This is a genomic window from Cytophagaceae bacterium ABcell3, assembly GCA_030913385.1.
Lineage (GTDB): Bacteria > Bacteroidota > Bacteroidia > Cytophagales > Cytophagaceae > ABcell3.
Map to the genome: position 1 here is coordinate 5,052,456 of CP133159.1, position 14,152 is coordinate 5,066,607.

Consider the following 14,152-nt stretch of genomic DNA (forward strand, 5'->3'; position numbering starts at 1 on the left):
GCAGGCTTTTACTCAAGTTCTATTTGTTCGGAAGGAGCATCCTCCCATACTTCCCGGTTGTTACAACAGTCGCTTATAAGGTCTGCCACCAAGCCTGTCCAGCCAGTCTGATGAGAAGCTCCAATTCCGGCACCAATATCACCATGAAAATATTCATAGAATAAAACATGGTCATTAAACAGGGGATTGGTTTGCATAAGGGCATTACCGCCAAATACAGGTCTTTTACCTTTGGCATCTTTGCAAAAAATATTTATCAGCCTCCTGCTAATAGCGAAAGCTACTTCTTCCAGATTTAACTTCTTCCCAGACCCGGTAGGAAATTCTATTAAAAAATCATTTCCATAGAACCTATAATACTCTTTTAGCGCTTCGATGATCATAAAATTGACAGGGAACCATACGGGGCCACGCCAATTAGAATTGCCACCAAAAAGCGTAGAGTCAGACTCGGAAGGCAAGTAACTAACGGACAATACCTCGCCATTTATATGAAACTGATAAGGGTGCTTCTTATGATATTTAGACAAGGCACGTATTCCAAAATCAGAAAGGAACTCATCCTCATCCAACATTCTGGTAAGAACCTTGCGCAGCCTGGTCTCATTTACCAATGACAGAAGTCGTGTCTCTCCCTTTCCATGCTCATACCACGAAGAAATAAGCCGTGACAAATCAGGCCGGTTTTCAATAACCCACTCTAACCTCCGTTTAAAATCAGGAAGTTTTTCGAGCATTTCGGGGTTAATGGTCTGCACTGCATATAGGGGAATCAACCCGACCATAGAATGAATCTTCAACGGCATGCTTTTTCCATTAGGCAAGTGCAAAACGTCAAAATAAAACTCTTCGTCCTCATCCCAAAGGCTAATTCCTTCACCACCTATATTGTTCATGGCACCGGCAATAAACAGAAAATGCTCAAAAAACTTAGAAGCGGCATCTTGATAGGATGGTCGCTCCAGGGCAAGTTCACATGAAATTCGAAGCATATTAAGGCAGTACATTCCCATCCAACTGGTAGCGTCCGCCTGCTCCATTTTTCCACCATGCGGCAACCCATGACTTCTATCAAACACCCCAATATTGTCCAAGCCTAGGAAACCTCCTTCAAAAATATTATTTCCAGTAGTATCTTTTTGATTTACCCACCATGTAAAGTTCATCAAAAGCTTATGGAAAACACGTTCCAGAAAATCAATATCTCCTTTACCCTTATTCTTTTCCTTGTCAATTTCATAAACCCTCCAAGTAGCCCAAGCATGCACAGGCGGGTTCACATCATTAAAATTCCATTCATAGGCCGGAATTTGACCGTTAGGATGGAGATAATATTCCCTAAGAAGAATTGTCAACTGCCTTTTGGCAAAATCTGGGTCTAAATGGGCCAGTGGAATACAGTGAAAAGCAAGATCCCAAGAGGCATACCAAGGGTATTCCCACTTATCGGGCATAGAAATGATATTACTATTATTCAAATGAGACCAATTGGCATTCCGACCTTTCAACCTTTCACGTGGTGGTTTCATTTGCCCCGGATCGCCATTAAGCCATTGCTGAATATTAAAGTAATAATACTGCTTGCTCCACATCATACCAGCAAAAGCTTGGCGTTGGATCATCTTCAGTTCATCGTCATAAATATCTTTCTGAAGATCTTCGTAAAACTCATCGGTTTCCTTAACCCTCTCTTCAAAAATTTGGTCAAAATCAGCAAAAGGCTCCTCGTGAGGTTTACTGGACAACCTAAGGCAAACCACTTCTTCCTGCCCTGGTTTAAGCTTGAACTTGTATGTGGCAGACGCTTTGGTGCCCTCCTTTTCAGGGTTAACAGCTTTCTTCTGCCCCGAAACTATATAATCATTTATACCATCTTTACAATATTTGCATTTATTCTGAACACCAAACAACCTTTTATAATTGGTCTCATTGTTACAAAAAAGCAAATCAGTTTTACGGTCAGTATAAAAATAGTAGTCCCCAGCAAGGTGGTGTTCTACATGAATACTCTGAGCACTGTTCGCCTTCATCCGGCTAACACCACACTCATATCCCAAAGACCAAATATTCCGAAGCCATAGAGTAGGCAAAACGGTCAGCTCGGAAGTGTCCGGCCCTTGATTTTTTACCGTTATTTTAATTAAGATATCGTGAGGGTCGGCCTTGGCATATTCTGTATGAACATCAAAAAAACGGTTTTTATTAAATACACCTGTATCATATATTTCATACTCCATTTCCTTCTTGCTCCTATGCCTGTTCACATTTTTAAGTGCAGCATAAGGAAATTCCGCTTGAGGGTAGCGGTAAAGCATTTTCATATAAGAATGAGTAGGCGAACTGTCCAGGTAATAGTAAATTTCTTTGACATCTTCACCATGATTGCCTTCAGGCCCAGCAAGCCCGAAAAGCCGTTCTTTCAGAATAGGGTCTTTCCCATTCCACAAAGCCACTGCAAAACATACTAGAGATTTATGGTCTGATATGCCAGCTATTCCTTCTTCACCCCAGCGGTAGGCTTTACTTCTGGCCATGTCATGGGTAATAAAATCCCAAGCCGAACTATTAGAACTATAATCTTCCCGTACAGTTCCCCATTGTCTTTCTGTCAAATAAGGCCCCCATATTTTCCAGGGATTATTTTCCTTACAATCTTTAAGTCTCTTAACTTCTTGAAGTGCCATTTGCCTGAGGTTATAAAAAATACCATATTTTTTAAATAACCTTCAGGTGCAAAATAAGTTAAAGCACGTCTGACATCAAGGAATGTCGGAAACCATAACCTGTTCTATTACACCATCATACTCTTTGTAAAAAATAATCCCCCTACCCAAAATGGGCGATCCACTTTGTAACCTACGGCTATTGATTGCCAGGTCATGTGTAAGGTTCTTTCCTGAAAGAGAGAATACGTACAGCCTGTTGTTTCCTTTGTCCATAACTATCACAGCTTCTCTCGACGACCCAGCATTGATATATTCTACTTGCAAGCCATAGCCACTAAAGCCCTGAAGGTCTACCATCAGATCACCTTGCTGATCAAGAAAGTCTAACTGCGTACGTGTCTGCCTAAAAATTTTATAACCTTTTCCATTAAAATCAGGGCGGAGCTTGAAGGTAGACTCCGGCGACAAACGAACCAATTGCTTTCTCTTTTTAACCTTGCCGGTCATATCTATACTAAAAAACTCACCTTTGTCTGACAATATGTTGATTATGGTAGAATTAAAACTAGTGCCTTCATTAATATAAAATGGACTTTTTACGATAGCTTTTAAATCTACAGGAAATCCTGGATAAGGCTCAGACCTGCGGTTAGTCACATGAAGCTTGCCGTTTTCTGTAAGTACTACAATCATATCCTTACCTTTTATCCGAATATGCTTTACCGGACAGGCAAGGCGGTAGTCAAACTCAGCAGGGTCCCATGGAGCCAGAATTTTTCCTTTGCGGTCAATGAGCATTACGTTTCCGGAAATATCAGAAACAGAAATCCTATAATTCCCAGAGTTGTTGTAATCTAAGAGTGAAAGCGTATGCAACCTAATATCTTCAGGAGCTTTAACAGGAAAACCTTCTTTTAAATTAAGCTTTTGATCACAAGCAAAAACCTCCGTTCCGGCTATGAAAATAAAATCATCAATGCTATTTCCATCAAGATCAGCAGAAACCATCATTTTGACCTCTGGCAAGGAATCTATCCTATAGGTGTTTTTATTTTTTCTAAAATACAGTTTTCCAGTACTGTCCTGCCAAGCGATTCCATTAGAAAAAGTAAACGGCCCTGCTAAAAGCCCCTCTTCAATTTTGAGCTCCTTTTCGGCAGAAACCAATGTTGGAGGCAGTTCTTCACTTTCTCCACTATTTAAATGCAAGGCCAAACTGGTAATATAGCTATCTCCTGCCCGGCTTAGCTGTACGGAAAGCAAATCGTTCTTTTTGAACGAAGGGTCATTTTCCAACTTCGCCTTAACATGCTCTGCAGCATAATGCTTCATAAAGTTTTTAGATGCAGAAATATTCATGCTAAAAAACATATTAAAACCAGACAAAGTTTCTTCGACCAGTTTATTGAACCTTATTGTTTTGCCCCAGACATTTTCATCATCTATATCAGAAATAAGCTTCTTAAGATTTTTAGCATTTTCCGCCAAAACGACAAAATCGCCACATATAGTGGCATAACAAGAGCCAAATCCCTTCATTGGATTCCCGAAAAGCAGGCTCGGGATTTCTGCACGCTCTAAAAGGAAAATCTTATGCCCTTTGAAAGTTTCGGGGTTAGAAACAGTATCACCGGCGAGTTTTCTCAGTTTTTTTAAATACGTGTCAGCTTCTTTAGCTTTCAAATAAACAACCCGTTCTGACTTAGATGGATTGGAAGGCTCCAAATAGGCAATTCCTGCCAGGTTGGCAAGGCCATGATATAGCCCTTCTAAATTATAATTTAGACTAACAGAGTCCCAACGGGCAGTTTGATCGGCCTGATTTTTCACACTCCAGTGATCATACAATGCGTTCATAAACCGTCCGCCATCACTAAACCCCCAAAAGTAGACCACTGCAGATTGGTTGGATACATAGTTGACAAAATCTGGAGATACAGGGCGTTGTTCATTAAATACATTCAAGAACTCGTTGCCGGCTACATCGGTAAATCCATTCATCAGAACCTCATCTTCCCGAAAAGTCATATCCAACACGGCAAATGCTGCCAAATCTTTCAACCCCTGAAAGGTCTCAGCCCCTTTATTATTAGCAAAAGAAGAAAAGTAGGAAGGCAGGGCATCATAGTTAACCAATACAGCGCCCGAGCTTGCATGTATGGCATGCCGCTCCGCCTTTTTTCTTATTTTACTAAAAGAAGAAGCCTCCCCTTTATACACACGTATAACATCTTCAAGCAAAGAAGGAGCGTCCCCTAAAACAATATAATCCCCTATTGTTACATATGCCACCGCAGGCTCTCCATCAGGGTCAATTACTTCAGAAAGGTAAACTCCCTTATACTTCCTTTTTTTAATCTTCAACCCACTGTTTTTTATCATTCCAGGCAAGCCCTTCCGCTTACTTTTAGCGGGGACATACAAAAGGTAGCTGCATTGGTATCTCCCGTTAGGAAACATGGCGGCAGAAACTTTCTCAGATCCCCAAAGAGAACTTAAGTCTTGATCTGCAATCAATGAATCTAAACCTATAACCTTTTTCTTCAGCCCATCCAGAAGCATCACCTGATGAACATTTTCTAACGCTGGGGTCACTAAACTATCTTCCGCTTCGAATAAGATATTCTCATACACCAGTATGGCACTAGACGGAACCAAGGCATATAGTTTTTCTTCGGGCCCATCTGAGTCAGAAGGTAAAAATTTTATAAAAAAAACTACAACCGCTACAGCAAAGCCGACAAGTATATATTTTATTAATTTTTTAAAACTGGAGTCCTTTTCCATGTTTAAATTTTTGTGTTGTTTTAGGGCTACTAAGAAAATTAGTAGATTTACCTAGGCATGAAATCTTATTACAAAAATATTAAATAATGATTGCGGTTCTACAAAAAGTTTCAGAAGCTTCGGTATTAATTGATAAAAAAATCAAAAGCAGGATAAACAATGGCTTGCTCATCCTTCTGGGCATTACCCATGAAGACACTGAGGATGATATAGTATGGCTAAGCAAGAAAATTGTACAAATGCGTATCTTTTCTGATAAAGAGGGCAAAATGAACCTTTCGGTAAAAGATATACAAGGCGAAATAATTGTGGTCAGCCAATTTACCCTTCATGCCAGTACAAAAAAAGGCAACCGGCCATCTTTCACCAATGCAGCTCCGCCACCGATTGCCATCCCACTCTATGAGCAATTTGTTAATATCTTATCTATTAACTTAGGTAAAAATGTACAAACGGGAGAATTCGGGGCAGACATGAAAGTATCCCTTACCAATGATGGCCCCGTAACTATAATAATTGATTCTAAAAACAGGATTTAATAATGACTATTGAAGAAGCACAGAAAAAAGTTGATGAATGGATAAACACTACAGGTGTCCGTTACTTCAATGAGCTAACCAATATGGCTATCCTCACAGAAGAAGTGGGAGAAGTTGCAAGGATTATATCACGAAAATACGGTGAGCAGTCATTAAAAGAAAGTGACAAAGACAAAAACCTCAGTGACGAAATGGCTGATGTAATGTTTGTACTTATCTGCCTGGCCAACCAGACAGGAGTTAACCTAACCGATGCACTGGAAAAAAACCTTGCAAAGAAAAGCATTAGAGACAAAGAAAGGCATAAGAACAATGAAAAACTCAAGTAGGCCTTGTATATATGAGGCTTTACTTCTTTTTCAATAGACAATAATTCTTAAATGTACCGATCTGCTTTCCACCTAAAACCTTTTGTTCAATAAAAGTCGTTAGCCGGTTTTTCAGTTTTTCATGCTTATGTAAATTACGTCCTTGCCGGACGTTGCCTTTATACTGAAGGCTTGATTTCCAGTAAAGCTCATTTATCTTGTCCTTCATTGCTACGGGATGGCTTCCATGAAAAACAGGAAGTTTATTTAATGGACCGTAGTCAAATTCCAGAGGGGTAGCCTGATTCATCACCTGACCTTTGTCAGAGCCATGGTGTAAGCTATCGTGATTTACTTTTTTGCTAGTCATCACTTCTGGCGGACGAACCCATCCATAATGGTAGATATCTGCACCAGCCCGGACTACTTTGAGTTTCTCTGTTCCTTCTTTACGGTAGTATTCATGCCAGTCCCCTTCTTTAAAATCTTGTATTTTCCGAAACGACTGTGCATCTCGCCATGGCCTTATATCTGGTCTATTTTTTATGACACGAATTTCTGAAGGATACCAACCATGAGCATTATGGTAGTGGTCATAATCTCCCCAAAAATGTTTGTAATCAAAAAGAAGTCCCTCTACTTCATCATCATGTTGAAATTCAGCGCATCTATTCTTAATAATTTCTAAGTCCTTTTCATGAACCACCTCATCGCTCTGCAGGTAAAACAACCAGTCACCCTTGCATGCCTTTCGGGCTATATCGGTTTGGCGAGCCAACTCTGTACTTCGAGGAAATTTTCTGGTATCCCATACCGTGTCAATAATCTTAATTTTAGGAGATAAAATAGAGGATATTTCATCCCTTGTCTTGTCGTCTTCGTCGCAGTCGCCAAGTGCTACTATGAATTCATCTACAATTGGAAGTATGGAAAGTATTGACTCCTTTATCGGAAAATACAGTTTAGTCGCATTTTTGGCCATCGTAAATCCACTAATTGTCATGATTGAGATTTCAGCTTATTGATTGTCTAATTTGAACCGCAAATTACTACATTTTCAGAAACCCTTAAAAAATTCCTGTTTTCCCAAAAACTATTGCATTACATTACATACCCAAGCATAATTATTACGTATTAGAAAAGAGAATTAATACCATTAAACAATTATTGTCTGGCAAAAAATGAGACATTTCAAAAAATATAAAAAAATAGCGTTAAACACAACTCTTTCCTGTTTGTTTTAGGTTTATAAATACATAATTTTACAAAAACTTAGCATTTCAGGTCTATCAGACTAATTATTATACAACAATGGCTTTAAATATAGAGATCCAAAAGACGTCCGGCTCGCGGTTAAAGGAAACAGATTTCAGCAATCTGGAATTTGGAGCAGTATATGCCGACCATATGCTGACCGTAGATTATGCCAACGGTGAGTGGCAAAACCCCAAAATATCTCCTTTCGGAAATATAAACATGAGTCCTGCAACATCTGTCCTGCATTATGGACAAACTGTTTTTGAAGGCCTGAAAGCATATAAGGATGACAACGGCGATATAGTCATTTTTCGCCCTTTAGATCACCATAAGCGTTTTAACCGCTCTGCAGAACGCCTGTGCATGCCCGAAATACCTGAAGATGTATTCATGGACGGACTAGCAGAGCTATTGAAGCTTGACCATGCATGGATCCCTAACCAAAAAGGGTGCTCTTTATACCTAAGACCTTTTATGTATGCCTCCGATGAGTATATAGGAGTTAGACCATCCAGAACCTATAAGTTTATTATATTCACATCTCCGGTATCTGGCTACTACAAAGGCAGTGTAAAAGTGTTGGTAGAAACTAATTTTGTTAGGGCAGCAGAAGGGGGAATTGGATTTGCAAAATCGGGCGGTAATTATGCAGCGTCTCTTTTGCCTGCAAAACTTGCCGGCGAAAAAGGTTTTCACCAATTACTGTGGACAGACAGCAAAGAGCATAAATACTTTGAAGAGTCAGGAACAATGAATGTCATGTTCCTAATTGGCGACACGCTTGTTACCCCTCCACTCTCTACCTCTATCTTATCTGGCATCACAAGAGACAGTGTGATACAGCTAGCTAAAGACTGGGGCGTAAAAGTAGAGGAGCGTAAAGTAAGTATTGATGAAGTGTTGGAAGCGCACAGAAACGGAACTTTAAACGATGCGTTTGGAACCGGAACCGCTGCTACCATTACACACATAGCAATGATCCACCATAATGGTCAAGATTATTATCTTCCTGATACATCAAAAAGGGAGCTTTCTAATAAATTGAACGATACGTTAAACGATATGAAACTAGGCCAGGCTGAAGACAAGTTTGGATGGATTTACAAATTAAAAGTATAATAAAAGGCTGTCAGTATTGGCAGCCTTTTTTGTTAAAACACTTTTTTTTAGCAAAGAGTAAGCTGACACATTGCGATAGCTAAACTGCGCGAAAAACTACAAATATCTCACCGAATAAATGCAAGCAAGTCGATAGCCTTATCTATATGAAATTCGTCACCGCCCTTGTACTACTACTGATTTTCGGAATATCTTGTGCCCCAAGACCACAGCAACAAACAACAGATGTCAACTTAGACGATTCTTCTCAAGTAATTCTTTTTACCAACCATGTAACAAGGTATATACACGGACAAAAGTGGCGACAACTACTTTACCATATCCATCCAACAAAAGGAATTACTTTCTCGCCCTACACGTATATAGACACATCAACAGCGGTTCAAATGCGTCCTGGTGGCCCTGAGGCATTCTGGACCGACACAACACGCACCTTGACCTGGGGATATGAAGATGGCACAGGGGAACCAATCCGTATGAACTTCAGGGAGTATTATGAAGAACACCTGTACCCGGTAAATTTCATGAACGCTGAAAAAGTAGCTTTTAACGAACAAATTGGCCAAGGGAATACGGTCAATAACATAGAAGAAGTTTTTCCAAATGCAGTGTTTACAGAATACCATTTTGCCGGTTTCAACCCTGAATTTGGAGGAATGGATTGGAGAAGCTTAAGAGTTGTTGTAGAGGCTTATGAAGGCAACCTATATGTGGTAGCATTAGTAAATGACCGTTGGACCATTTAGGGCGCGCTGAAAAACGCCCAAAATGTTGACTTATTTATATTTGTGTAAAAATTATGAGGGATAGGTGCAAGGTTTTTTCGGTTATTTCTTAATTTACCGTGCACAGTAAATTGAGAGACTTTTAATCCAATACTTTTTTTGGGCTAGCCACAAGCGCGCAATCTACTTTATGGCCTTACATTCAAAGTATTCCAATACGTCTTCATGTAAGGCCATGCCTATCTTGCACACTTGTGATTTTTTCAGCAGGCCCCTATCTAGAACCTCCGTTATCAAACGAGGCGTTGTAAATCCCAAAGTATTCTTATAAAAAACCGCATTTTACAGAACTAACTTTTCCAAGCCCCGGTTTTTCTTTTCATAATAAGCATTCATCCATCCAGATGAGAAAAGAACAAACGACTTCCAAAACCGCTACCAAACAACTTCTTCGGGCATTAAGTTATGCAAAACCTCAGAAGAGGACAGTCATTGGTATAATAACGCTTACACTGTTGGTCGCAGCAAGCGGTGTAGCAGAGCCGCTTATTATAAAGCATATTTTTGATAATTTAGGAACAGAAAGCCAAGCCTTAACCCAAGTAGCCATGGGCATCGGTGGATTACTAGCACTGAGCTTATTAAAAGAAACCTTTTCAGGGTTAAGCAATTGGTTAACTTGGCGTACACGAATTAATATCCACTATGGTCTGCTGGGAGCAACAGTAGAAAGAATACACCGCCTTCCATTAGACGCCCACCGCAAAGAAGGGGTTGGGTCTGTTATGACCAAACTGGAAAGAGGCATACAAGGCTTTATCACTGCCATATCAGAAATTGCTTTTAACGTATTGCCAGCATTGGCGTATTTGGTCATGGCCATCGTCATTATGATCCAGCTCGATTGGCGTATGACTATTTTGGTCCTGGCCTTTGCCCCACTGCCCACTATTATTGCAGCCTATGCAGCACCTTCTCAAACCGAACGGGAAAGGTTCTTGATGAACCGATGGGGAAAAATATACTCCAGGTTCAATGAAGTGCTTTCAGGAATTGTTACTGTCCGCAGTTTTGCCATGGAAGACTATGAGAAAAAACGTTTCTTGCAAGATGTAGATGAGGCTAATGACCGGGTAGTAAAAGGTGTTGGTTTTGACAGCCGCATAGGAGCCTTTCAAAATATTGTGGTGACCATGGCCCGTATTTCAGCCATTGCCCTAGGAGGTTATTTTGTTATCAAAGGCGAATTTCAAATAGGAACTTTAATGGCCTTCTTAGGCTATGTTGGGGGACTTTTTGGCCCTGTGCAAGGACTGACAGGCATTTATAAAACTACTCAAACGGCAAAGGTTTCCCTAGAGCATATCTTTAATATACTTGACACCCAAGACCACCTCGGAGATGCCCCTAACGCTATAGAGCCTGGGCCATTTAAAGGAGAAGTGAAATTTAGCCATATACATTTCAATTATAAAGGATGTGAAAAGCTATTGAACGGGATAAACCTGCATGTAAAACCTGGAGAATGTGTAGCCATTGTAGGCCCTTCCGGATCTGGAAAATCGACCTTAATGGCACTGCTACAACGTTTTTATGACCCTCAAGAAGGAACGGTTGAAATAGACGGCATGGATGTCCGCACGTTGAAGCAGCAAGCATTAAGAAAGCAAACAGGTGTGGTCATGCAAGATGCACTGCTGTTTAATGACAGCATAAAAAATAACATTGCTTACGGCCGCCCGAATGCTTCAGACAAAGAAATTATTGAAGCAGCCATTGCCGCCAACGCCCATGAGTTTATTATGAAAATGGAAGATGGTTACAATACTATATTAGGCGAAAAAGGCAATGGACTTTCTGTCGGAGAAAGGCAAAGAATAGCCATAGCACGCGCCTTGCTCAAAAGCCCGCCTATCCTGATCTTGGACGAAGCTACTTCTGCACTAGACGCGGAACTGGAAGCGAAGGTCCAAGAGGCCTTGGACAGGCTTATAAAAGGACGAACTACCTTTATTATAGCCCATAGACTGGCTACAGTGGTCAATGCGGATAGAATTGTGGTATTCAAAAACGGTAAGATTATAGAAACAGGAACTCATAAAGACTTACTAAACGAGAATGGCTATTATGCCACACTTGTAGAAAGACAGACTAAAGGATTATTGGTAGCATAGGGCGCGCTGAAAAACGCCCAAAACATTGATCTGTTTATATTTGTATAAAAATTAGGAGGTATAGGTGCAAGGGTTTTTCTGTTATTTCTTATTTTTCCGTGCACAGTAAATTGAAAAGCTTTAACCCAATACTTTTTTTGGGCTACCCACAAGCGCACAATCTACTTTATGGCCTTACATTCGAAGTATTCCAATACGTCTTCATGTAAGGCCATGCATATCTTGCACACTTGTGACTTTTTCAGCAGGCCCTAGCATAAGATAAGCTCACAAAGTATGTCTCATGTAAGCGCATAGCACAATGTCATACTTGAGACGCTTAACAAGCATTAGCTTAAAAGCTGGCGATGGAAACCGCCAGCTTTTGCTTTATATCAATCTCATTCTGATTTTTGACCTACGAAGTAGTCTTCTTTATATTTAAACAAAACGTTAAAAGTCGTAAGGCTGCCATAAATCCTGGTGATATACTGCTGCATATCCACCTTTTCTTCAGCGTTTAAGTTTTTGTGGCTATTAATTTTTTGTTCGAGCACCCTCAACCTATCCCGAAGCATCGTGATTTTATGAAAAAAAGTTTCAATAGGAATTTCTTTAGGTGCTAATTTTTCATCAAAGGGCTGAAGGATCAGTTTACCTTTGTACCAACGTTCCCCCAATTTCACCACTTCAGTAATGTCAGCCCATTTTTCGAGGATATCAGTCATCATCAACTGAACATCCTTAACAGTTATATACTCTCCTTCGTTAACACTTTCAATAACTTCTATTTCATCATCCTTATCTATTTCCTGCACCCCTTTTTCAAGAAAGCTAACCTTATATACCCTGAAACGTGAAGCGAAAATTACCCCCTCGCCATATGAAGGGTGCTGAATACGAGAGCCAATTCCTAGTTCTTTCATTTATTTATACAGATTATATTTTTAACCTGAAATATGCATTAGAACTTTATATTGCGTGGCAAAACAACTTCAGATCAGACGCTTCGCTCGCATTTGGTTTTTAACCATAGAACCACTATGCTTTGCAAACCAAATACGCTGATTATTTGTTCTTTTGCCCCTCATAACGAAATCTAATACATATTCCAGGTTTAACAAAAATTACTAATAAAAACATCTTCTGACCAGAAATGTTGCCACCTTAGATTTTTACAGGCAGAAGTTTTGTAACTTTGGATAAAACCAATACCAAAAACCGTGTCACTGGATAAACTAAAATTAAACAAGCAGCTAACAAAAGCAATGGAAGACGCAGGATTTCAGTCACCAAAAGAAATCCAAGAAAAAAGCCTTTCACGAATTATGGGTGGTCAAGACCTAATCATTGTAGGGCCAGAAGGGTGCGGAAAATCCACTTTATTAGTTTTAGCTGTCCTGAAAAAACTTAATTATGCTTTTGAGGAAGCTCCCAGAGCATTGATATTGGTACCAGACAAAGAAACAGGCCTAGAGCTAGAAGAAAAATTTAGCGTGCTTGGGAAAAACAGCAACCTCAGGGTGCTAGCGCTATATGCAGGATATAGCATAGAAAGCCAGCGTGATGACATAGCAGACGGAGTAGATATCGTTATTGGCACGCCAGATAGGATCCAGGCTATCTATTATACATCTGGCATCAACCTGAACAAACTCCAAATGTATATTTTGGAAGATGCAGAAAAACATGTAAAGCAAGGCTTTAAAACCCAGATTTTACAGCTTCACGAAAGTATGCGAAAGTGCCAAAAGCTGGTTTTCACAGAAGTCATTCACGACAAACTAAATAAAATCACCGAACCCTTGCTCAATGTTCCAACAGTAATTGAATCAGAAGAAGAGCCAGAGGAGAAGCTAGATATTATCAATCAGGTAGTTTATCAGGTACCTAACTACAAAACTAAACTAAACCTCCTGAACCTATTAATGGCAGATGCAGATATTTTCAATAAAGTCGCCGTATTTGCCAACACAAGAACTACTACTGAAAACCTGTACAAAAGCCTGTCACGACGAATTCCAGGTGAAGTTGCCATGTTTAGGCCTTCTGGTTCAGCAAATACCTATTTTGATTATATAGAAGACTTTTTACAATCTCCTGAAGTACGAGTGCTGCTTATAGCAAACGAAGCTGAAGAAGACATGGAAGCTAGTCACTTTCCAGTAATCTTACATTTCGATCTTCCTGAAAACCCTGATGTTCTTGTTAAAAGAATACTGGCAAATGATGATAGCCAGGACAAGCTGTCATTGATATTTACTACAGACATTGAACTTATTCTAGTAAAAAAAGCGGAACAACTTACCGGCCACAAGTTTGCTTTAGAAGATTTACCGCTAGGCCTAATTATAGAAGGAGACCCACATAGCAATAAGCGTAAAAAAGAAAGTAAAGCTAGCGGGGAAAACACGGAAGGCCTAAAAAGAGCAGCGTTTCATGAAAAGAAACCGGAAAACGCCAAAGATTACAACTACAGCTTTAAGGACAAATTGAAAATGTTTGGCAAAAAGCATCGTAAAAACAAAAAGCTATAACCTTACTAATTCATCAGCAACAGGTTAAGCCCAAGTATTTTAAAGAAGAAAAGCTCGTTAT

General features: G+C 39.9%; 10 protein-coding genes. 6 read left to right on the forward strand and 4 right to left on the reverse strand.

The window, feature by feature from the left end:
* Window positions 1–8: 8 nt before the first annotated feature.
* Together RCC89_20830 and RCC89_20835 are read right to left on the reverse strand one after the other, a co-directional pair.
* The gene (locus tag RCC89_20830) at window positions 9–2,684 is read right to left on the reverse strand and encodes a glucosidase (GenBank protein WMJ75582.1); all 2,676 of its coding nucleotides are present in this window, start codon (window positions 2,682–2,684) and stop codon (window positions 9–11) included.
* Window positions 2,685–2,759: 75 nt separating this feature from the next.
* Window positions 2,760–5,453: a hypothetical protein gene (locus RCC89_20835; protein WMJ75583.1), complete on the reverse strand. Its 2,694-nt coding sequence runs from the start codon at window positions 5,451–5,453 to the stop codon at window positions 2,760–2,762.
* A gap of 86 nt (window positions 5,454–5,539) precedes the next feature.
* On the opposite strand from RCC89_20835, the gene dtd reads away from it, so the two are divergent.
* Window positions 5,540–5,992: a D-aminoacyl-tRNA deacylase gene (gene dtd / locus RCC89_20840; protein WMJ75584.1), complete on the forward strand. Its 453-nt coding sequence runs from the start codon at window positions 5,540–5,542 to the stop codon at window positions 5,990–5,992.
* Window positions 5,993–5,994: 2 nt separating this feature from the next.
* Window positions 5,995–6,321, forward strand: a complete 327-nt coding sequence (locus tag RCC89_20845; GenBank protein WMJ75585.1) for a nucleotide pyrophosphohydrolase — start codon at window positions 5,995–5,997, stop codon at window positions 6,319–6,321.
* 19 nt (window positions 6,322–6,340) lie between these two features.
* Here the strand turns inward: RCC89_20845 and RCC89_20850 are convergent, their stop codons facing one another.
* Window positions 6,341–7,303: a glycosyltransferase family 2 protein gene (locus tag RCC89_20850; GenBank protein WMJ75586.1), complete on the reverse strand. Its 963-nt coding sequence runs from the start codon at window positions 7,301–7,303 to the stop codon at window positions 6,341–6,343.
* Between the two features lie 308 nt (window positions 7,304–7,611).
* On the opposite strand from RCC89_20850, the gene RCC89_20855 reads away from it, so the two are divergent.
* The 3 genes from RCC89_20855 to RCC89_20865 all read left to right on the forward strand — a co-directional run bounded on the left by RCC89_20855 (window position 7,612) and on the right by RCC89_20865 (window position 11,575).
* Complete coding sequence (locus RCC89_20855) at window positions 7,612–8,676, forward strand: branched-chain amino acid aminotransferase (GenBank protein ID WMJ75587.1); 1,065 nt, start codon at window positions 7,612–7,614, stop codon at window positions 8,674–8,676.
* Window positions 8,677–8,822: 146 nt separating this feature from the next.
* Window positions 8,823–9,422, forward strand: a complete 600-nt coding sequence (locus tag RCC89_20860) for a hypothetical protein (protein WMJ75588.1) — start codon at window positions 8,823–8,825, stop codon at window positions 9,420–9,422.
* Between the two features lie 383 nt (window positions 9,423–9,805).
* Window positions 9,806–11,575, forward strand: coding sequence for an ABC transporter ATP-binding protein (locus RCC89_20865; GenBank protein ID WMJ75589.1), 1,770 nt, complete (start codon window positions 9,806–9,808; stop codon window positions 11,573–11,575).
* A gap of 380 nt (window positions 11,576–11,955) precedes the next feature.
* Here the strand turns inward: RCC89_20865 and RCC89_20870 are convergent, their stop codons facing one another.
* Window positions 11,956–12,480: a hypothetical protein gene (locus tag RCC89_20870; GenBank protein ID WMJ75590.1), complete on the reverse strand. Its 525-nt coding sequence runs from the start codon at window positions 12,478–12,480 to the stop codon at window positions 11,956–11,958.
* Window positions 12,481–12,822: 342 nt separating this feature from the next.
* Here RCC89_20870 and RCC89_20875 point away from each other — a divergent pair, with 342 nt between their 5' ends.
* Window positions 12,823–14,091, forward strand: a complete 1,269-nt coding sequence (locus RCC89_20875; GenBank protein WMJ75591.1) for a DEAD/DEAH box helicase — start codon at window positions 12,823–12,825, stop codon at window positions 14,089–14,091.
* Window positions 14,092–14,152 lie beyond the last annotated feature (61 nt).

Coding starts and splice junctions, on each gene's coding strand:
- RCC89_20870 (WMJ75590.1), bottom strand. CDS start 12,480: ATGAAAGAACTAGGAATTGGCTCTCGTATTCAGCACCCTTCATATGGC.
- RCC89_20875 (WMJ75591.1), top strand. CDS start 12,823: ATGGAAGACGCAGGATTTCAGTCACCAAAAGAAATCCAAGAAAAAAGC.
- RCC89_20850 (WMJ75586.1), bottom strand. CDS start 7,303: ATGACAATTAGTGGATTTACGATGGCCAAAAATGCGACTAAACTGTAT.
- RCC89_20855 (WMJ75587.1), top strand. CDS start 7,612: ATGGCTTTAAATATAGAGATCCAAAAGACGTCCGGCTCGCGGTTAAAG.
- RCC89_20835 (WMJ75583.1), bottom strand. CDS start 5,453: ATGGAAAAGGACTCCAGTTTTAAAAAATTAATAAAATATATACTTGTC.
- RCC89_20860 (WMJ75588.1), top strand. CDS start 8,823: ATGAAATTCGTCACCGCCCTTGTACTACTACTGATTTTCGGAATATCT.
- RCC89_20865 (WMJ75589.1), top strand. CDS start 9,806: ATGAGAAAAGAACAAACGACTTCCAAAACCGCTACCAAACAACTTCTT.
- RCC89_20845 (WMJ75585.1), top strand. CDS start 5,995: ATGACTATTGAAGAAGCACAGAAAAAAGTTGATGAATGGATAAACACT.
- RCC89_20830 (WMJ75582.1), bottom strand. CDS start 2,684: ATGGCACTTCAAGAAGTTAAGAGACTTAAAGATTGTAAGGAAAATAAT.
- dtd (WMJ75584.1), top strand. CDS start 5,540: ATGATTGCGGTTCTACAAAAAGTTTCAGAAGCTTCGGTATTAATTGAT.